This window comes from Verrucosispora sp. FIM060022 (assembly GCF_003977705.1).
GTDB classification, from domain to species: Bacteria; Actinomycetota; Actinomycetes; order Mycobacteriales; family Micromonosporaceae; genus Micromonospora; species Micromonospora gifhornensis.
This window is the reverse complement of record NZ_RQIV01000001.1, coordinates 32,743-51,881: the sequence shown is the minus strand read 5'-3', so window position 1 is coordinate 51,881 and position 19,139 is coordinate 32,743. Positions and strand designations below refer to the sequence as shown.

The window sequence follows — 19,139 nt, the reverse complement described above, 5'->3', positions numbered from 1 at the left end:
CCCCACCAGGGAAATGAAGGAGTCTGGAGAACATGCCGGTATCGGTCACCATGCCCCGGCTCGGCGAGAGCGTCACCGAGGGCACCGTCACGCGCTGGCTCAAGCAGGAGGGTGACACCGTCGAGGTCGACGAGCCCCTGCTCGAGGTGTCCACGGACAAGGTCGACACCGAGATCCCGTCCCCGGCGGCCGGCGTGCTGACCCGCATCGTGGTGGGCGAGGACGAGACGGCAGAGGTCGGCAGCGAGCTGGCGGTCATCTCCGGCGAGGGCGAGTCGGCCGGCGGCCCGTCCGAGCGGCAGGCCCCCGCCGAGCACCAGGAGTCACCGCCCGCCGAGCAGGCCGCCGAGGCGGCCGCGCAGCCGCAGGCCGAGGCGGAGCAGTCGGCCGTCCAGGAGCCGGCCGAGCAGCCGGCCCCGGCCGCCGCGCCGTCGGGCGAGGGCACCCCGGTGCAGATGCCCGCGCTGGGCGAGAGCGTCACCGAGGGTACGGTCACCCGCTGGCTCAAGCAGGTCGGCGAGACCGTCGAGGTGGACGAGCCGCTGCTGGAGGTCTCCACCGACAAGGTCGACACGGAGATCCCCTCGCCGGTGGCCGGCACCGTCCTGGAGATCAAGGTCCCCGAGGACGAGACCGCCGAGGTCGGCGCCACGCTGGCCGTCATCGGCGCTGCCGGTGCCGTCCCGGCCGAGGCCAAGCCCGAGCCGAAGCCGCAGGCGGAAGCCAAGCCGGAGCCGAAGCCCGAGGCCAAGCCGGAGCCGCAGGTCTCCGAGCCGACGCCCGGCACGTCATACAACGAGCCGGCCGCGGAGGCGGAGACCTCGCCGGAGCCGACCAAGACCGAGCAGGCCGCCGTTCCCCCGGCCCCGACCGCGCAGCCCGCTGCCGCACCCAGTGCCAACGGCGAGGCGGCCGGTTACGTGACTCCGCTGGTACGCAAGCTGGCCAGTGAGCACGGCGTGGACCTGGCCTCGGTCAACGGCACCGGTGTCGGTGGCCGGATCCGCAAGCAGGACGTGCTGGACGCGGCGGAGAAGGCCCGCGCCGCCAAGGCCGCGCCCGCCCCGGCCGCAGCACAGCCGGCGGCGCAGGCACAGCCGGCCGCCAAGCCGCAGCCGAGCGCCAAGCGTGGCACCACCGAGAAGCTGCCGCGCATCCGCGCCGCCATCGCCAAGCGGATGCACCAGTCGCTTCAGGAGACCGCGCAGCTGACCACGGTCGTCGAGGTGGACGTCACCAAGGTCGCCAAGCTGCGGGCCCGGGCCAAGGACTCGTTCCTGCAGCGGCACGGCGTCAAGCTGTCGTTCCTGCCGTTCTTCGCCCTGGCGGCCATCGAGGCGCTCCAGACGTACCCGATCGTGCAGGCCCGGATGGACCTCGACGCCGGCACGATCACCTACCCGGACGCCGAGAACCTCGGCATCGCGGTGGACACCGAGCGGGGCCTGCTGGTGCCGGTCATCCACAACGCCGGTGACCTCAACCTTGGCGGCATCGCCAAGCGCGTCGCCGACCTGGCCGAGCGCACCCGCACCAACAAGATCAGCCCGGACGAGATCGCCGGTGCGACCTTCACGCTGACCAACACCGGCAGCCGGGGCGCGCTGTTCGACACCCCGATCGTGCCGTCGCCGCAGTCGGCGATGCTCGGCACGGGTGCCGTGGTCAAGCGCCCGGTCGTGGTCAACGACCCCGAACTGGGCGAGGTCATCGCGGTCCGCTCGATGGTCTACCTGGCCATGTCGTACGACCACCGCATCATCGACGGTGCCGACGCGGCCCGCTTCCTGACCGCGGTCAGGGAGCGGCTCGAGGCCGGCAACTTCGAGGCCGAACTCGGCCTGTAACACCCCGAACACCACGAAGGGCGCCCCCGTCTCCGGGGGCGCCCTTCGCGTTCCCCCACCCCACCCCTCTCCCCCCACCCCGACCCCTAACCCCGTCGATCATGCAGTTTCGGTCGCCGATTTGCCCTAATGCACCCCTTATACGCCGACCAAAAGTCCATGATCGGCGGGGTGAGTGGTCGGGGTGGTGGGCGGGGACGTAGCGGGGTGGGCGGGAGGGTGGGGTGGATGGAGGGCTGGGAGGGCGGGGAGGGCGGGGAGGGCTGGGAGGGCGGGGAGGGCTGGGAGGCTCGGCGGGCTCGGTGGGTGGGCTGGGGGCGAAATTCGCCCCTCCCTGTCCTGAGCTTGGGAAACTCAGGCGGTGAGTGAGAAGGGCTGGCGCGGACGGCTGGGACCGGCCGTCGGGGTCGCGCCGGGCGCCCGGGTCGACAAGTTCGAGATCTTCTTCGACCTGGTCTTCGTCTTCTCGTTCTTCAACATCGCCCGCACCACCGCCACGGAGATCACCGGGCGGAGTCTGTTCCACGCCCTGCTGGTGCTGTCCGTGCTCTGGTGGTGCTGGGTGGTGCACACGGTGGTGGCGACCCGGGTACGCATCGGCGAAGGCTTCGTACCAGTGCTGATGGTGGCCGGCATGGCGGCGCTGTTCTCGTTCGCCCTCGCCCTGCCGCAGGCGTTCCAGGACTCGCAAGGCACCCACGCCGGGCCGGTCGTGGTGGCGATCAGCTACGTGGTCATCCGAGCCGTGCACCTGGCGTTGTTCCTACACATCGTCCGGGACAACCCGACGGAACGCCGGCAGTTGATGCGGTACGCCCCCGAGTTGACCCTGAGCACCGTACTGCTGCTGGTGTCGGCGCTGTTGCCCGGCAAGCTCACCGACACGGGGACGGCCGAGGTGATCCGCGACGGGCTGTGGGTCAGCGTCATCCTGCTCCAGTACGGCACCGGTCTGCTCGCCAGCACGTGGGGCTGGGAGGTGACCTCCGCGGAGCACTGGACCGAACGGTACGACCTGATTCTGATCATCGCGCTCGGTGAGTCGGTGATCTCCGTCGGCCTGGGCAGCAACCTGATCGGCCAGCCGCCCACCTGGCCCGGGGTGACCGCGGCGGTGCTGGGGATCGTCTTCACCGCCGCCCTGTGGTGGGTGCACTACGACGTGATCGGACCGGCCGCCCGGATCGCCCTGCACGCCACTCTCGGTCGGCCGCGGGTGCTGATGGCCCGCGACGCGTACGCGTACCTCTACCTGCCGATGATCGCCGGGATCATCCTGTTCGCCCTCGGCGCCGAGGGCATCGTGCACGACATCGCCGAACCGGGCGTACCGTTCAGCGAGCCGGCACACGGGCCGGACGTACCGCTGCTGTTCGGCGGGGTGATCTTCTATCTGGCCGGGAACATGCTGTTCCAGTTGCGTACCCTGCACACCCTGTCCTGGCTGCGGCTCGGCACGCTGGGGGTGCTCGCGGCCTGCATCCCGGTCGCCATGGTGCTGCCCGGACTGGTCACCATGGGTCTGCTCACCGCCATCTGCGTCGGCCTGATCACCGCCGAGGTGGTGCTGATGTCGGAGGGTCGGCGGGCGCTGCGCGCGGCGGTCTACGAGGAGCGGACCGCGCACGAGGCCCACGAGGCCGCCTACCGGGCCCGCTGGCACGAGGATCCGCCCGACACGATGACACCCTGACGAATCACCCTCCACTCGCGACCGTCCGGGCAACGCGCAGGTGATCATTCGACGAATGGCGGATGATCAACCAAGATCAACCAGGTTGTTTCCGGTACCTGACGAAAGCCGCCGCCCTCCGCTCCCACCTGGCTTTTTCTTCACCCGTTCGGCGGAGACGCCAGAAGTGCCGTCGTCGGTACGGTCCTACGCACACGACGCGTCCTTCCTGATGGAACCCCCCGCGTCGGTCGTTCCACCGAAAGGCAGGCAATGACAGTTCGAACCCCCTCTCGGCCCCGCCGGGGCCGGCAAGCCCTCGGCGTGATCGCCGCCGGGCTGCTTCTTGCCGGTGCCCTGCCGGGCACCGCATCGGCGGCGGAGCCCGACCCGCGAGTCGGGCTCGGTGCCGGCTGGCTCGACGCTGAAACGGCGATCAGCAACCTGGAGCACCTGGCCAACCGGCCCAAGCCGGCTGGCTTCGTCGACCCCAACAACCCGGGTGCCGGCTCGTTCATCGCCTCGGACCTCGGTTTCGGCGACAAGTACGCCGTCCTGGGCAACTACAACGGTTTCAACATCGTCGACATCTCGAAGCCGGCCGACCCGACGCTGGTCACCAGCGTGGTCTGCCCGGGTGGCCAGGGTGACCCCTCGGTCTTCGGCAACCTGGTCTTCATGTCGGTCGAGGAGACCCGCGGACGCGTCGACTGTGGCACCAACAGCAGCGTCGGCACCCGTTTCCAGGGCGTCCGGATCTTCGACATCAGCGACGTGCGCAACCCGGTCCAGGTCGCCGCGGTGCAGCTCTGCCGCGGTTCGCACACGCACACCGTGGTGACTGACCCGAAGGACAAGAACCACGTCTACATCTACAACTCGGGTACCGCCGGGGTGCGGCCGGCGAACACGATGGAGGGTTGCAACAACAACCCGGCCGACGGCGACAACCCCTCGCGCTGGCGCATCGAGGTCATCAAGGTTCCGCTGGCCGCTCCGCACCAGGCCGCCGTGGTGAACGCGGCGCGCCTGTTCGCCGACCCGACGACCGGCCGGATCGACGGCCTGCAGAACGGCCCGACCACGCCGCGTCACCCGTCCGGTGGCACCTGGTCGCCGTCGCCGAACACCAACACCTGCCACGACATCACCGCCTACCCGGAGATCGGGCTGGCCGCTGGCGCGTGCCAGGGCAACGGCATCCTGGTCGACATCTCGGACCCGGCGAACCCGGTCCGGATCGACGAGGTCTCCGACCCGAACTTCGCGTACTGGCACTCGGCGACGTTCAACAACGACGGCACCAAGGTCATCTTCACCGACGAGTGGGGCGGCGGTAGCGGTGCTCGCTGCCGCGACATCGACCAGCCGGAGTGGGGCGCGAACGCCATCTTCGACATCGTCGACGGCAAGATGGAGTTCCGCAGCTACTACAAGCTGCCGGCTCCGCAGACCACCGCGGAGAACTGCGTTGCGCACAACGGCTCGCTGATCCCGGTCCCCGGCCGTGACATCATGGTCCAGGCCTGGTACCAGGGCGGCCTGTCGGTGTTCGACTTCACCGACTCCACCAACCCGCGTGAGATCGCGTTCTTCGACCGCGGCCCGATCGCCCCGGACCGGATCGTCAGCGGTGGCTACTGGTCGGTGTACTGGTACAACGGCAACCTGTACGGCAACGAGATGGCTCGTGGCCTCGACGTCTTCGCGCTGAAGCCCAGCCAGCACCTGTCGGCGGCGGAGATCACGGCGGCCTCGCAGGTCAAGCTCGCCGAGTTCAACGCCCAGCACCAGCCGAAGATCGAATGGACCCCGAGCTTCGCGGTTGCCCGGGCCCACTACGACCAGGCGGTCCGTGCCAACACCCTGGGTAAGCAGATGACGTCCCAGGTGGACAAGTTCCTCGAGCGGGCTGAGAAGTTCGCTGCCGAGGGCAAGCGTTCCGCGGCGGTGGCCCAGCTCGGTGCCATCTCCAACCAGATCAGTGGTGCTGAGCACCAGGCGCTGAAGCAGGCGATCCTGGACCTGCGCGCCTCGCTCTGATCCGTTCCTGAAGTAGAGGGGCACCTCGACTCGACACCATTCGAGTCGAGGTGCCCCTCGCCTTTGCGGTAGTTCGCCGTGGTCCCGACCGAAGCCGACCTGACGGCACGCCGTGGTTCTGCTCGGACAGCAGGACCACGGCGACCCGCTTCAGCGCATCGCGGCCAGCATCTTCTGCATCCGGGCGATCTCGATGCTCTGGTCGGCCTCGAACTCCCGGGCGAACTGGTCGGCGGCCGGCTCCAGCCCGCCACCGGAGGCGTACAGCTCCTCCACCATCGACACCGCCCCCTCGTGGTGACGGATCATCAGGGTGAGGAAGAGCTTGTCGAACTCCGCGTCCCGGGCCTGCTTGAGCTGGTCGAGCTGCTCGGGGGTGAGCATCCCCGGCATCAGCTCGTGCCCGGCGTGACCAGCGTTCGGCCCGCTTGTCGGCACGTTGCGCTCCGTGAGCCACTGCTGCATCAGCGAGATCTCGTCACGCTGCGAGACGTCGATCCGCTTGGCGAGCAGCCTGATGTCGGCATTCTTCGTACGGTCCGTCACCAGCGCCGTCATCGTCAGCGCCTGCTGGTGGTGCGGGATCATGCCCTGGATGAACATCGTGTCGGCCGCGGTGAACTTGGGCGGCGAAATCTTTGCCACCTCGTCCTCCGAAAGGGTCTTGCCGGACTGACCCGGAGCACCCGGCTGGACCACGTGCGAGCTCGGCGGCTGGTACGGCGGGGGTTCGCTGTCCGGCCAGGCGGCATACGCCACCCCCGAACCGACCACGGCCGTGACGGCCACAGCCGAAATGATCATACGACGAGACAGCGGCATGACTCTTGTACCCAATCTGAAGCTTGAGCTGCACAGATGCGAAGGCCATAGTGCCTCATGCCTTACGCCGTCACCAGGGACCGGGCGGTTGCCGGTTGATCCACCCCGGCCACCCGGACGGTTGAGCAGATCGGACGAACGGCCCATCGAGTGACGCGGTGAGCCGGCCGCCGACGAAGGTCGACGACGAGAACTCCGGCGGGCTGACTCGGCCTGGCGCTCGCGCGTACCCGAAGATATGAGCATGCGGATCCTCATGGCCGGCGCTTCCGGCTTCCTCGGCACCCAACTGGTCGACCTGCTCGTCGCCGACGGGCACCAGGTGACCCGGCTGGTCCGGCGGCCACCGCGTACCCCCGACGAGCGGCAGTGGTCGCCGTCGGCGGCGCAGCTGGACCCGGCCCTGGTCGCCGAGGCGGACGCGGTGGTCAACCTGGCCGGTGCCGGGGTGGGTGACCGCCGCTGGAACGACAGGTACAAGCAGCTGATCCGCTCCAGCCGGGTGGACACCACAAGCACCCTGGCCATCACCATCGCCGGGCTGCCGGCCGCGGATCGGCCGGAGGTGCTGCTGAACGCCTCGGCGATCGGCTGGTACGGCAACACCGGCGACCGGGTGGTCGAGGAGGATGCGCCGGCCGGGGAGGGCTTCCTGGCCGACGTGGCCCGGGTGTGGGAGGCGGCGACCCGACCGGCCGAGGACGCCGGGGTACGGGTGGTGCGGCTGCGCACCGGCCTGCCACTGCATCGCGACGGGGGGCTGCTCAAGCCGATGCTGCTGCCGTTCAAGCTCGGCATCGCCGGGCGGCTGGGCAGCGGCCGGCAGTGGATTCCGTGGATCTCGATGGTCGACTGGCTGAACGCCACCACCTACCTGCTCGCCCGCGCCGACCTGGCCGGGCCGGTGAACGTGGTCGGCCCGGCGCCGGTCACCAACGCCGAGTTCACCAGGGAACTGGCCCGTCAGCTGCACCGCCCCGCCGTCATCCCGATCCCGGGACTGGCCCTGAAGGTGGCCCTGGGTGGCTTCGCCCAGGAGGCGCTGACCAGCACCCGGGTGCTACCCGGCGTGCTGGCCCGCGCCTCCTTCACCTTCCGCCACCCCGACCTGCCCAGCGCCCTGGCGGCCGCGCTGCAGGACTGATCCCGGCCCCGCTCAGCAGCCGATGGTCCAGTGGTTGACGGCGATCTGGCGCAGGGCGGTGGTGTAGAAGGTGTTGTAGAGACCCATTCGCTGATTCGAGCCGTTGGCGTAGGCGTAGCCGCCGGAGTGGTAGGCGCGGCCCGCGATCACGTGCGCGTAGTTGCTGGCGGTGACGCAGATCGGGGCACCCGTCGGGCTCGGTGAGACCGTCGGGCTCGGCGACCCGGTCGGGCTCGGGGACACCGTCTGGCTCGGGGTGGGCGAGGGCGTGCCACCACCGTCCAGACCGAAGAAGAGCGCGTCCCGGTACGCCGAACAGATGGTGTTCAGGAAGTACGCGGCGGCGGTGCCGCACTGGTCCACGCCCGAGCCGGGGTTGACCGGGGTGCCGTGGCCCATGCCGGAGACCCGGTAGAGGCGTACCGCGTCGTTGCCGTACACCTCCAGGCTGGTGCCGCCGGGCAGTGCCGCGGTGCTGGTCGGGGTCTGCGACACGCCGAGCACGTTCGTCCACTGGTCGCGGGACTCGACGGCGTTGGCCGGCACCACGGTGTAGTCGGCGGTGCCGTGCCAGATCGCCACCCTGGGCCGTGGCCCGGTGTAGCCGGGGTACGCCGCGCGCACCAGGTCACCCCACTGCGCCGGGGTCTTGTCCACCCCGGGGCTCATGCAGGAGAAGGCGTTGACCATCCCGGTGGCGCAGCGGTACGGGATACCGGCGATCACCGAGCCGGCGGCGAACACGTCCGGGTAGGTGGCGAGCATGGTCGCGCTCATCGCACCGCCACCGGACAGACCGCTGACGTACACCCGGTTGGCGGCCGTGCCGAAGGCGGACCGGCCGTGGTCGACCATCTGCTTGATGGACAGCGCCTCGCCCTGGCCCCGGCTGGTGTCGCCGGTCTCGAACCAGTTGAAGCAGGCGCTGGAGTTGTTGGCCGACCGCTGCTCGGGCACGATCACCGCGAACCTCCACTGGTCGGCGTACTTGCGCCAGCCGGAGTTGGCGAAGTAGCCGGCCGCGTCCTGGGCGCAGCCGTGCAGCAGGACCACCGCCGGCGCGCCGGACGGCAGGTTGTCCGGGCGGTACGCGTACATGGCGAGGTTGCCGGGGTTGGAGCCGAAGCTGGCGACCTGGGTCAGGGACGCCGCCTGGGCGGGGGTGGCGACGGCCACCAGCGCGGCGGCGGCCACGACCAGACCGGCCAGTACGCCGGCTGACCGGCCGGAACGGGTACGGATGCGGCGCACGGGACCTCCAGGGGACGGTGTGAGCTGGGTCACCGATGATTGCCGCGAGGTTACGCAGCTGCGTCCGGACGATGACATGGCGAGGATGCACACATTCGTCGATGTCCGGGTGTGGGCCCCTGACTTGCACCCGGAAGTGCCGGCCTGTCCGGGTGCGGTTGGTAACGTCCGCTAGGTGCCCACCTCGCCGTCCGTGGCGTCCGCGCCCACCTCGCCTGTACGTGTCACCCGTGAGCGACGCGCCGACCTGATCGTGACACTCGTCGCGCTGGCGCTCGCCGTCTGGGTGACAAGCGGGCTGTGGCGCGACCCCAACGGTCGCGCGATCACCGTCAACTCCAGCGACCAGGCACTGTTCGAATGGCTGCTGGCCTTCGGCGGACACGCGGTCAGCCACGGGGACAACCCGCTCTACACGTATCTGATCAACGTCCCGGACGGGGTGAACCTCGCGGTCAACACCTCCATCACGGTGTACGCGGTGGTCTTCGCCCCGCTGACGTACCTGATCGGGCCGCCGGCCACCTTTCTGGTGATCCTCACCCTGAACCTGGCCGCGACCGCCGTCGCCTGGTACTGGCTGCTCTCCCGGCACCTGGTCCGCAGTCCGCTCGCCGCCGCCGTCGGTGGGCTGTTCATCGGCTTCTCCCCCGGCATGGTCTCGCATGCCAACGCCCACCTGAACTGGACCGCCGGCTGGCTGGTGCCGCTGCTGGTGTGGCGGCTGTTCGCGTTGCGCCGCCCGGGGCACTGGCTGCGCGACGGCGTGATCCTGGGCGTGCTCGTCGCGATCTCCTTCTCGATCGCCGCCGAAGGGCTGTTCTTCACCGCCCTGGCGCTCGGTCTCTTCGTGGCGGTGTGGGCGCTGCACCCGGCCAACCGGGCGCAGGCGCGGGCGGTGCTGCCGTCGTTCCTGCGTGGCCTCGCGGTGACCGCGGTGGTCGCCGGGGTGCTGCTGGCGTACCCGTTGTGGTTGCACTTCGCCGGGCCGCAGCGCTTCCACGGCACCGGCTTCGACCCGGTGATCCACTCGGAGGACATCGCCGCGTACGCGGCGTTCCCGCGCCGCTCGCTGGCCGGGGAGGCGGGTCTGCGGACCACGCTGGCACCGAACCCGACCGAGGAGAACTCCTTCTTCGGGTGGCCGCTGCTGGTGCTGACACTCTGCTGCTTCGTGCTGCTGTGGCGACGCGCCGATCCGCATCGCCGGGCCACCCTGTGGGCCCTGGGTGTCCTGGCGGTGGTCTTCACCGTGCTCTCCTTCGGGCCGGTGGCGAAGGTGGACGGTCGGCGTACCGACCTGCCGATGCCGTTCGACCTGCTCGGGCAGCTGCCGGTGGTGAACGCCGCGCTGCCCGCCCGACTCGCGCTGGTGGTGACGCCGGTGATCGGCGTGCTGCTGGCGTACGCCATCGACCAGTTGCGGCAGCGACCACCGCGCCGGGCGGCGGCGGTGGCCTGGACGCTCGGGTTCGTGGCGGCGTTGCTGCCGCTGTTCCCGACGCCGCTGCTGACCATCGAACGGGAGCCGATCCCCCGTTTCATCACCTCGGGTGCCTGGCGCGAGTACGTCTCCCCCGGCGGCACGCTGACCCCCGCCCCGCTGGCCCTGGACGTCTACCCCGACGGTCAACGCTGGCAGGCGTACGCCCTGGCCAACCGGCAGGGTGAGTTCGCCATCCCGTCCGGGTTCTTCCTCGGCCCCGGCGGTCCCGACGGCCGGGGCCGGATCGGGCCGGTGCCCCGGCCCTTCAGCGCCCTGCTCGACCAGGCCGCCCGCACCGGCCTGCCGCCGATCGTCACCGAGGGCACCCGCGAGGAGGTCCGGGCGGATCTGGAGCATTGGCGCATCGAGACGGTGGTGCTCCCCGACGAGGTGCACGGTGCCAAGTGGCCGGTCGACGAGGAGGCGCTGCGCCGCACGCTGACCATGCTGCTCGGCGAGCCAGAGCGGGTCGAGGACGTCTGGCTCTGGCGGGTCCGCGAGGACTGACTGCGGGTGAGCCGGCTCACCCCAGGTGACCAGCGAGTACGGGTCTAGGCTGGAACGCGTGACCACGACGACCTCCGGCCTGACGGCCGTACGCGCCGGTGTCCTCGACTACACCGCCGCCTGGGACGAGCAGCGCCGCCTGCACGACGCGGTGGTTTCCGGTGAGTCCGGCGACACCGTGCTGCTGCTGGAGCACCCGAGCGTCTACACCGCCGGCAAGCGCACCGAGCCGTGGGACCGCCCGATGGACGGCACTCCGGTGGTCGACGTGGACCGGGGCGGCAAGATCACCTGGCATGGTCCGGGGCAGCTGGTCGGCTACCCGATCCTGCGCCTGCCCGATCCGATCGACGTGGTCGCGTACGTGCGGCGGGTCGAGCAGATGCTGATCGACGTGTGCGCCGAGTTCGGTCTGACCGCCGGCCGGGTCGAGGGGCGCAGCGGCGTCTGGGTGCCGGAGGACGACCGGGGCCCGGCCCGCAAGGTGGCCGCCATCGGCATCCGGGTCGCCCAGGGCGTCACCCTGCACGGCTTCTCGATCAACTGCGACTGCGACCTGACGCACTTCGACAAGATCGTGCCGTGCGGAATCCGCGACGCCGGCGTCACCTCTCTCTCCGCCGAACTGAACCGCCCCATCCCCGTCACCGACGTCCTCCCGGTAGTCGAAACCCACCTCCCCGCCATCACCCCCTGACTCACCACTCCGCCCCGTTGCTCAAGAGGTTTGCGTCAGGAATCGTGCTGTCGCCGACGCAAACCTCTTGATCAACTCCTGGAAGGTTCAGGGGGTCAGGCGGTGGAGGTCACGGGGGAAGGGGGTCACTTCGCGGATGTTGGGGGTGCCGGTGAGGCGGGCGACGAAGCGTTCCAGGCCGATGGCGAAGCCGCCGTGCGGGGGCATGCCGTGGCGGAAGGCGTCGACGTAGCCCGCGTACGGTTCGACCGGCTCGCCGCGGGCGGCGAGGGCGGTCAGGTAGTCGGCGTGGCGGTGTAGGCGCTGGCCGCCGGTGACCAGCTCCAGGCCACGGAACAGCAGGTCGAAGCCGTTCGAGTAGTCCGGCCGGGCCGGGTCGGGATGGGTGTAGAAGGGGCGTTTCGCCATCGGGTAGCCGGTGACGAAGACGAAGTCCGAGCCGTGTTCCCGCCGCGCCCACTCGCCCAACGCCCGTTCGTGCGTGGGCGCCAGGTCCGGTTCGTCGGCGGGAGCGCCGGCGATCCGCAGCGCCTCGGTGAAGTGGACTTGCGGAATCTGCGCCGGCACCTGCGGTGGTGTCACGCCGAGGGTGGCCAGTGCGGCACCGGCCATGTCTACGACGGTGTCCAGCGTCCCGGCCAGGGTGTTCCGCAGCACCGCCATCACGTCCCGGTGGTCGGTGATGAAGCCCAGTTCGGCGTCGAGCGAGGTGTACTGGGCCAGGTGCCGTACGGTGTCGTGCGGCTCGGCCCGGAACACCGGCCCGACCTCGTAGACCCGTTCGACCACACCGACCATGAGCTGCTTGTAGAACTGTGGTGACTGCGCCAGGTACGCGGGCCGGCCGAACCAGTCCAGCGCGAACACGTTCGCCCCGCTCTCGGTGGACGAGGCGACCACCTTCGGCGTGTGGATCTCCACGAACCGGTGGGCGTCCAGCGTGGCCCGGAACCCGGCGACCGCCGCCGCCGACACCCGCACCGCCGCCGAGCGGCTCGGGTGGCGCAGCGCGACCGGTGCGTGGTCGAGCTGGGTGGGCAGGCTGGCGGTGAGGGTGGGCCGGTACAGGTCGAACGGCGGCGGTACGGCGGGCGGGCCGAGCGGGCGTACGGTCGGGTCGGTCAGCTCGACCCCGGCGGGCGCGGCCGGGTTCGCCGCCACCGTGGCCACCACCTCGACGACGGTCTCCTCGGGCAACGCCTCGATCTCGGCGCGTACCGCCGGGTCGGTGACCACGACCTGGGCGAGGCCGGCGGCGTCGCGGACGATCAGGAAGGCCACCGACTTGAGCAGTCGGCGGCGGTGCACCCAGCCGGCGATCCGGACGGTACCGCCGGTGTGCCGGGTGAGCTGGTCGGACAGGATGCGTTGCACGGCTACCTCCTCGATCAATCGCAACGCGATCCCCGGGAGGTGTGGGCGAGCGGGAACCTCGCGGTGCCACCACACCTTCGCTCCCGCCGCAGCGGAAGCCTCGTTCGTCGCCTTTTCACCGGGGCCAGCCGGGCGGGCTATACTGGGCTCGGCTGTTAAGAAGGGGCCCTTCCTCTACCGGAGGCGTTAAAAGGGTGCCCTTCCTTTCACCGTCGTCGCTTCGTGCGAGCGACGCTAGCAGCACCCACCGTCGCCGTGTTACCCGTTTTTCCCGTCCCCGGTGTCCGGCGTCACAGGATTTGCGGGGTGACGGCGGTCGCCCGCTGTTCATCGACAGCCACCATCCGGCGTAGGCTCGTTTTTGTGACGATCGAGCACACCGCACCGACGACCGGCCAGGCCACGCGCACCGCGACGCCCGCCCCCGAGGGGCGGCGGCTGCTGCGGATCGAGGCCCGCAACGCCGAGACGCCGATCGAACGCAAACCGCCGTGGATCAAGGTCAAGGCCAAGATGGGCCCGGAGTACACCCAACTGCGCGGGCTGGTCTCCCGCGAAGGGCTGCACACCGTGTGCCAGGAGGCCGGCTGCCCCAACATCTACGAATGCTGGGAGGACCGGGAGGCCACCTTCCTCATCGGCGGTGACCAGTGCACCCGCCGCTGCGACTTCTGCCAGATCGACACCGGCAAGCCGGCCGAGTTCGACGCCGACGAGCCGCGCCGGGTGGCCGAGTCCGTGGTGTCGATGGGCCTGCGGTACGCCACCATCACCGGCGTGGCCCGTGACGACCTGCCCGACGGCGGCGCCTGGCTGTACGCCGAGACGGTCCGGCAGATCCACGCCCTGCAGCCCGGCTGCGGTGTGGAGCTGCTGATCCCCGACTTCAACGCCGTACCGGAGCAGCTCGCCGAGGTCTTCAGCGCCCGCCCCGAGGTGCTCGCGCACAACGTGGAGACGGTGCCGCGGATCTTCAAGCGGATCCGGCCGGCGTTCCGCTACGAGCGGTCCCTGGACGTGATCCGGCAGGCCCGCGCCGCCGGCCTGGTGACCAAGAGCAACCTGATCCTGGGCATGGGCGAGGAGCGCGCCGAGATCTCCCAGGCGCTGCGCGACCTGCACGACGCCGGTTGCGAGCTGATCACCATCACCCAGTACCTCCGCCCCACGCCCCGGCACCACCCGGTGGAGCGCTGGGTCAAGCCGGAAGAGTTCGTCGAGCTCAGCGCCGAGGCCGAGGAGATCGGCTTCGCCGGGGTGATGAGCGGGCCGCTGGTGCGCTCGTCGTACCGGGCCGGCCGGCTCTACCAGCAGGCTCTCGCCGCCCGCGAGGGCGTCGCCGTCGCCGGCTGAGGTTTCCCGGCCGCCGCGCCGCGCGAGCGCCGTCGGCAGGCGGCGGCCGGGTGCCATGATCGGCAGGTGACCGAGGTACGCCGAGAGCCACGACCCGCGCTGCGCGCGCTCCCGGCAACCCTGCGGACGCTTCCCGATTCGCTCCGGCTGCCGCGTAGCCCCCGGCTGCCGGTGCTGCTCACCGTGCTCGCGTTCCTCGCCGGGGTGGGTTACCGCCTCGGGCTGATGCTGTTCGACGCGCCGCCCACCAACAGCGACGAGGCCACCATGGGCCTGGCCGCGCTGCACATCTCGCGGGGCCAGGAGTTCCCCGTCTGGTTCTACGGCCAGACGTACATGGGCACCCTCGAAGCGTGGCTGGCCGCGCCGCTGTTCGCCGTGGCCGGCCCGTCGACGTTCGTGCTGCGGCTGCCGACCCTGGCGATGTACGCGCTGTTCGTGCTGCTGATCTGGCGTCTGACGCTGCGGTTGACCGGGGACCACTGGTTCGCTCTGCTGGTGGTCGGCCTGCTCGCCCTCGGCTCGGACCGGATCGTCAAGAACCAGCTGATCGCCGGTGGCGGCTACCCGGAGATGAACGTTGCCGGGGCGGCACTGGCCCTGCTGGCGTACGACCTGGCGGTCGGGCGTCCCGGTCGACGGCTGCCCCGCTGGACGGCGTGGGGTTTCCTCGCCGGGCTGATGCTCTGGGTCGACCCGCTGGTGCTGCCGTACGTCGCCGGCACCGGGCTGGTGCTCGTCGCGTTCCGCTGGCGTGAGCTGCGTGGCCGAGCGGGCGGGCTGCTCACCTTCGGCGCCCTGGTCGGCGCGGCACCGCTGCTGGTGGACAGCCTGGTGGCCGTCCGCAACCCGCTCACGGCGGTACTCACCGCCAGCGGCGCCGAGCAGCCCGCCGGCTGGCTCGACCGGCTGTACGGCGGGCTGGTGCTCGGCCCGGCGCTCGGCATGGGCTTCTGTGACCCGGGCCGGTGTGCGGGCTGGCAGCTCTGGTGGGCGGTGGCACTGCCGGTGCTGCTGGCCGCCGCCGCCCTGACCGCCTGGCACACCCTCCGCCACCCACCCACCTCCCCTACCCCGGCTGGAACTGCCACGGCTGCCACCGGAGCAGCGGATCCGGGGGGCGAAGCGGGTGGCGGTACGGCGGCACGGGTGGGTGCGGCGGTGACGTCGGCATTGGTCGGGGCGGCGGTGGCGACCATTGCCGCGTACACGGTCAGCAGTGCGGCCGGGCGGACGCCTGTGGAAAGCTCCCGCTACCTGTCCTGCCTGCTGATCTCCGTACCGGTGCTGTTGTGGCCCGGGTGGAGGGCGACCCGCCGGCGACGCCTGCCCGCCGGCGACGCGGCGGACCACCGGCTCGGCGGGCGATCTTCCGCTACCACGCGGGTAGCGGCGGTGCTGGTGCTGACGGCGACGCTGAGCACCGCGATCGTCGCGACGGCGGGTGCGGTGGGTCGGGTGCCCGCCGTGCACTCCGACGAAGGGCGGCACGTCGCGCTGGTCGCTGCGCTACGCGAACAGGGCGTACGGCACGTCTACGGCACCTACTGGACCTGCAACCGGCTCACCTTCGCCAGCGGGGAGGACGTGATCTGCGCGGTCGTCGACGACGAGTTGCGTCCCGGCCACGACCGTTACCGCCCGTACCGGACGGCCGTCCACGCGGCGGCCGGGGCGGCCTGGATCGCGCCCGACGGGTCCCCGCTCGCGGCCCGCCTCGACCAGCGACTCGACTCCCTCGACCGGTTCACCGTCGACGGCTGGCACGTCTACCTGCCCCGCGGCTGACCCAGCAGCCCCGGTCAACCCGATGATCAACCGAGTGGACCGACCGGGACCGGACGCCGATCAACGGCGCGGCGCGCGACCACTAGACTCGACGCCATGGCAAAGCCCCAGGAGAAGGTCTCGTTCGGCCAGCGGCTGAAGCAGATCGGGTTGGTGTTCCGGTTCACCGCCAAGCAGGACAAGTGGTTCGCGCCGCTGGCCGCCGGCGCGGTGCTGATCCCACTCGCGCTGACCGTCGTCGCGATCGTGCTCTGGGGCTGGCTGTGGCTGCCGCTGGGCATCCTGTTCGCCCTGCTCTGCCTGCTGATCGTGCTCAACCTGCGGTCCAACCGGGCGATGATGAACGCCGCCGAGGGCCAGCCGGGTGCCGCCGCCCAGATCATGGAGAGCATGCGCGGCGACTGGCGGGTCTCCCCCGCGGTCAGCTCGACCACCCAGATGGACATGGTCCACCTGGTCATCGGCCGCCCCGGGGTGATCCTGCTGGCCGAGGGCAACCCGCAGCGGGTACGCAGCCTGCTCAGCCAGGAGAAGCGCCGGCTCGCCAAGGTGATCGGCAACGCCCCGCTCTACGACTACGTCATCGGTCAGGAAGAGGGCGAACTGCCCATCCGTAAGCTGCGGATGACGCTGATGCGACTGCCTCGCAACCTGAGCGGCAAGGACGTCAACTCCCTGGACAAGCGGCTCAAGGCGCTCACCGCCCGCCCGCAGATGCCCAAGGGCGCCGTACCCAAGAATCTCCGCCCACCCCGAGGCGCCTTCCGCCAAATGCGCGGCCGCTAACCCCCCCCGCCCCGCCCCGCCCCGCCCCGCCCCGCCCCGCCCCGCCCCGCCCCGCCCCGGCGATCATGCACTTCTGGTCGCCGTTATGCCGGGATTGAGACGCTGTGCGGGGTCAAGAAGTGCAAGATCGCGGGAACGTCGGGGTGCGGGTCAGCGGGGGGCGGGGGTGATGACGGAGTTGGTGAGGCGGTCGTGCAGGCCGCGGCGGTTGTGGTCCATGAGGAGGGCGGGAACCACCAGGGCCAGGAGCACGCCGCGCAGCAGGGCACGCAGCAGGCCGATGCGGCCGCCGTCGGACCAGGCGACACAGCGGATCCGGGTCAGGTACATGCCGGGGGTCTGGGCGAACAGGCCGAGGAAGATGGCGTACTCGACGATCAGCACGAGCACCGGTGCCCAGCCGTCACGTGTCGGGCTGGCGAACAGGCCGGCGGCGAGCAGGCAGAGCACCCAGTCGATGATCAGCGCTCCGAAGCGGCGGCCCAGTTCGGCCGGTACGAAGTCGGGGTCGGCTGCGGGCGGCGTCGAAGCGTGCGGCTGGGTTGTCACAGCGGCCAAGATTACTCAGCGCTGCCCTACCGGCCCGGAACAGGTCCGTGCGCGTGGCGTGGAATCGGACCAATAGCAGGAAGTTTCACTAGACTGGCACAGCCGGACCAGTCCCTCCGGTTTCGGCGTCCACATCCTGTCAGCCGTGACACACCGCGAGGGACGTAACACGGCAGAAACACTGGAGACATGGCCGGGCAACCCCACGGCCATAGCGTCGCCAGGAGCCGAGCTACCCGTGGACGTGCCAGGAGGACTAGTGTTCGCCAATCCCGAGGAACTCCTGCGTTACCTCAAGAACGAGGACGTAAAGTTCGTCGACGTTCGTTTCTGTGACCTACCCGGCGTCATGCAGCACTTCAACCTGCCGGTGGAGTCTGTCGACGAGGGTTTCTTCACCGACGGTCTCGCCTTCGACGGATCGTCGATCCGCGGTTTCCAGGCGATCCACGAGTCGGACATGCTCCTTCTCCCGGACGTCGCGACCGCCTTCATCGACCCCTTCCGCGCGCAGAAGACCCTCGCGCTGAACTTCTTCATCCACGACCCGTTCACGCGCGAGGCGTACTCCCGCGACCCGCGCAACGTGGCGAAGAAGGCCGAGGCGTACCTCGCCGCCAGCGGCATCGCGGACACCGCGTACTTCGGTGCCGAGGCGGAGTTCTACATCTTCGACTCGATCCGCCACGAGACCTCGGCGCACCAGTCGTTCTACTACATCGACTCGATCGAGGGCGCCTGGAACACCGGCCGCGAGGAAGAGGGCGGCAACCGCGGCTACAAGACCGCGTACAAGGGTGGTTACTTCCCGGTGCCGCCGGTGGACCACTACGCCGACCTGCGCGACTCGATCGTGCGGCGCCTGATCGACACCGGCTTCACCGTCGAGCGCTCGCACCACGAGGTCGGCACCGCCGGCCAGGCGGAGATCAACTACAAGTTCTCCACCCTGCTGCACGCCGGCGACCAGATGCAGCTGTTCAAGTACATCGTCAAGAACCAGGCCTGGGCCGCCGGCAAGACCGCGACCTTCATGCCGAAGCCGCTCTTCGGCGACAACGGCTCGGGCATGCACACCCACCAGAGCCTCTGGCTCAACGGTGAGCCGCTGTTCTACGACGAGACCGGTTACGCCGGCCTGTCGGAGACCGCCCGCTGGTACATCGGCGGTCTGCTGCACCACGCCCCGTCGCTGCTGGCCTTCACCAACCCGACGGTCAACTCGTACCGTCGTCTGGTGCCGGGCTTCGAGGCGCCGGTCAACCTGGTCTACTCGCAGCGCAACCGCTCCGCCTGCACCCGCATCCCGGTCACCGGCAGCAACCCGAAGGCCAAGCGCGTCGAGTTCCGCGTGCCGGACCCGTCGGCCAACGTCTACCTCGCCTTCTCGGCGATGCTGATGGCCGGCCTGGACGGCATCAAGAACAAGATCGAGCCGCCGGCCCCGATCGACAAGGACCTCTACGACCTCCCGCCGGAGGAGTGGGGCGACGTCAAGCAGGTGCCGGGCTCGCTGCCGGCGGTGCTGGACTCGCTGGAGGCCGACCACGACTACCTGCTCGACGGCGGCGTCTTCACGCCGGACCTGATCTCCACCTGGATCGACTGGAAGCGGGCCAACGAGGTCGACCCGGTGCGTCTGCGCCCGACCCCGCACGAGTTCGCCATGTACTTCGACTGCTGATCACGATCAGCTCTCGTTCGGGCCGGCTCCGCGTTCGCGGGGCCGGCCCGAACGTGTTGGGGCCACCCGAGCACTGCTGCGTCACCCCTGTCCGGGCACCCTGTCGAAGCTGCCGCAGACTATGCCGGCAACGTGA

At 70.3% G+C, this 19,139-nt stretch carries 14 protein-coding genes; 10 read left to right on the top strand and 4 right to left on the bottom strand.

What is annotated here, in order from left to right; genetic code table 11:
- Nucleotides 1–32: 32 nt before the first annotated feature.
- The 3 genes from sucB (at nt 33) to EG812_RS00210 (ending at nt 5,562) form a co-directional block, all read left to right on the top strand.
- Nucleotides 33–1,847, top strand: a complete 1,815-nt coding sequence (sucB, locus tag EG812_RS00220; protein WP_126710424.1) for a 2-oxoglutarate dehydrogenase, E2 component, dihydrolipoamide succinyltransferase — start codon at nt 33–35, stop codon at nt 1,845–1,847.
- Between the two features lie 361 nt (nt 1,848–2,208).
- A complete protein-coding gene (locus tag EG812_RS00215; RefSeq protein ID WP_013735203.1) occupies nt 2,209–3,540 on the top strand; it encodes a low temperature requirement protein A in 1,332 nt (443 codons plus the stop codon).
- Nucleotides 3,541–3,792: 252 nt separating this feature from the next.
- A complete protein-coding gene (locus EG812_RS00210; protein ID WP_126710423.1) occupies nt 3,793–5,562 on the top strand; it encodes an LVIVD repeat-containing protein in 1,770 nt (589 codons plus the stop codon).
- A 150-nt stretch (nt 5,563–5,712) separates the two neighbouring features.
- On the opposite strand, the gene EG812_RS00205 is transcribed toward EG812_RS00210, so the two are convergent.
- Nucleotides 5,713–6,351: a DUF305 domain-containing protein gene (locus tag EG812_RS00205; protein WP_158632473.1), complete on the bottom strand. Its 639-nt coding sequence runs from the start codon at nt 6,349–6,351 to the stop codon at nt 5,713–5,715.
- Nucleotides 6,352–6,628: 277 nt separating this feature from the next.
- On the opposite strand from EG812_RS00205, the gene EG812_RS00200 reads away from it, so the two are divergent.
- A complete protein-coding gene (locus tag EG812_RS00200) occupies nt 6,629–7,528 on the top strand; it encodes a TIGR01777 family oxidoreductase (protein WP_013735206.1) in 900 nt (299 codons plus the stop codon).
- Nucleotides 7,529–7,540: 12 nt separating this feature from the next.
- Here the strand turns inward: EG812_RS00200 and EG812_RS00195 are convergent, their stop codons facing one another.
- The gene (locus tag EG812_RS00195; RefSeq protein ID WP_126710421.1) at nt 7,541–8,779 is read right to left on the bottom strand and encodes an extracellular catalytic domain type 1 short-chain-length polyhydroxyalkanoate depolymerase; all 1,239 of its coding nucleotides are present in this window, start codon (nt 8,777–8,779) and stop codon (nt 7,541–7,543) included.
- A gap of 175 nt (nt 8,780–8,954) precedes the next feature.
- Between EG812_RS00195 and EG812_RS00190 the strand changes: the two genes are divergently transcribed.
- Complete coding sequence (locus EG812_RS00190) at nt 8,955–10,772, top strand: DUF6311 domain-containing protein (protein ID WP_126710420.1); 1,818 nt, start codon at nt 8,955–8,957, stop codon at nt 10,770–10,772.
- A 58-nt stretch (nt 10,773–10,830) separates the two neighbouring features.
- Complete coding sequence (gene lipB, locus EG812_RS00185) at nt 10,831–11,469, top strand: lipoyl(octanoyl) transferase LipB (protein ID WP_126710419.1); 639 nt, start codon at nt 10,831–10,833, stop codon at nt 11,467–11,469.
- Nucleotides 11,470–11,556: 87 nt separating this feature from the next.
- Here lipB and aspS read toward each other — a convergent pair whose 3' ends face one another.
- A complete protein-coding gene (aspS, locus tag EG812_RS00180; RefSeq protein WP_126710418.1) occupies nt 11,557–12,843 on the bottom strand; it encodes an aspartate--tRNA(Asn) ligase in 1,287 nt (428 codons plus the stop codon).
- 306 nt (nt 12,844–13,149) lie between these two features.
- Here aspS and lipA point away from each other — a divergent pair, with 306 nt between their 5' ends.
- From lipA to EG812_RS00165, 3 genes are all read left to right on the top strand, one after another.
- On the top strand, nt 13,150–14,196 hold the full coding sequence (lipA, locus tag EG812_RS00175) for a lipoyl synthase (protein WP_126710417.1): 1,047 nt from the start codon (nt 13,150–13,152) through the stop codon (nt 14,194–14,196).
- Between the two features lie 120 nt (nt 14,197–14,316).
- Nucleotides 14,317–15,984, top strand: a complete 1,668-nt coding sequence (locus EG812_RS00170; RefSeq protein ID WP_126711050.1) for a glycosyltransferase family protein — start codon at nt 14,317–14,319, stop codon at nt 15,982–15,984.
- A gap of 96 nt (nt 15,985–16,080) precedes the next feature.
- Entirely contained in the window at nt 16,081–16,770 is a 690-nt protein-coding gene (locus EG812_RS00165) for a DUF4191 domain-containing protein (protein ID WP_013735213.1), read from the top strand.
- 150 nt (nt 16,771–16,920) lie between these two features.
- Here EG812_RS00165 and EG812_RS00160 read toward each other — a convergent pair whose 3' ends face one another.
- Entirely contained in the window at nt 16,921–17,256 is a 336-nt protein-coding gene (locus EG812_RS00160; RefSeq protein ID WP_050814782.1) for an RDD family protein, read from the bottom strand.
- A gap of 322 nt (nt 17,257–17,578) precedes the next feature.
- Here EG812_RS00160 and glnA point away from each other — a divergent pair, with 322 nt between their 5' ends.
- The gene (glnA, locus tag EG812_RS00155) at nt 17,579–19,003 is read left to right on the top strand and encodes a type I glutamate--ammonia ligase (RefSeq protein ID WP_013735215.1); all 1,425 of its coding nucleotides are present in this window, start codon (nt 17,579–17,581) and stop codon (nt 19,001–19,003) included.
- Nucleotides 19,004–19,139 lie beyond the last annotated feature (136 nt).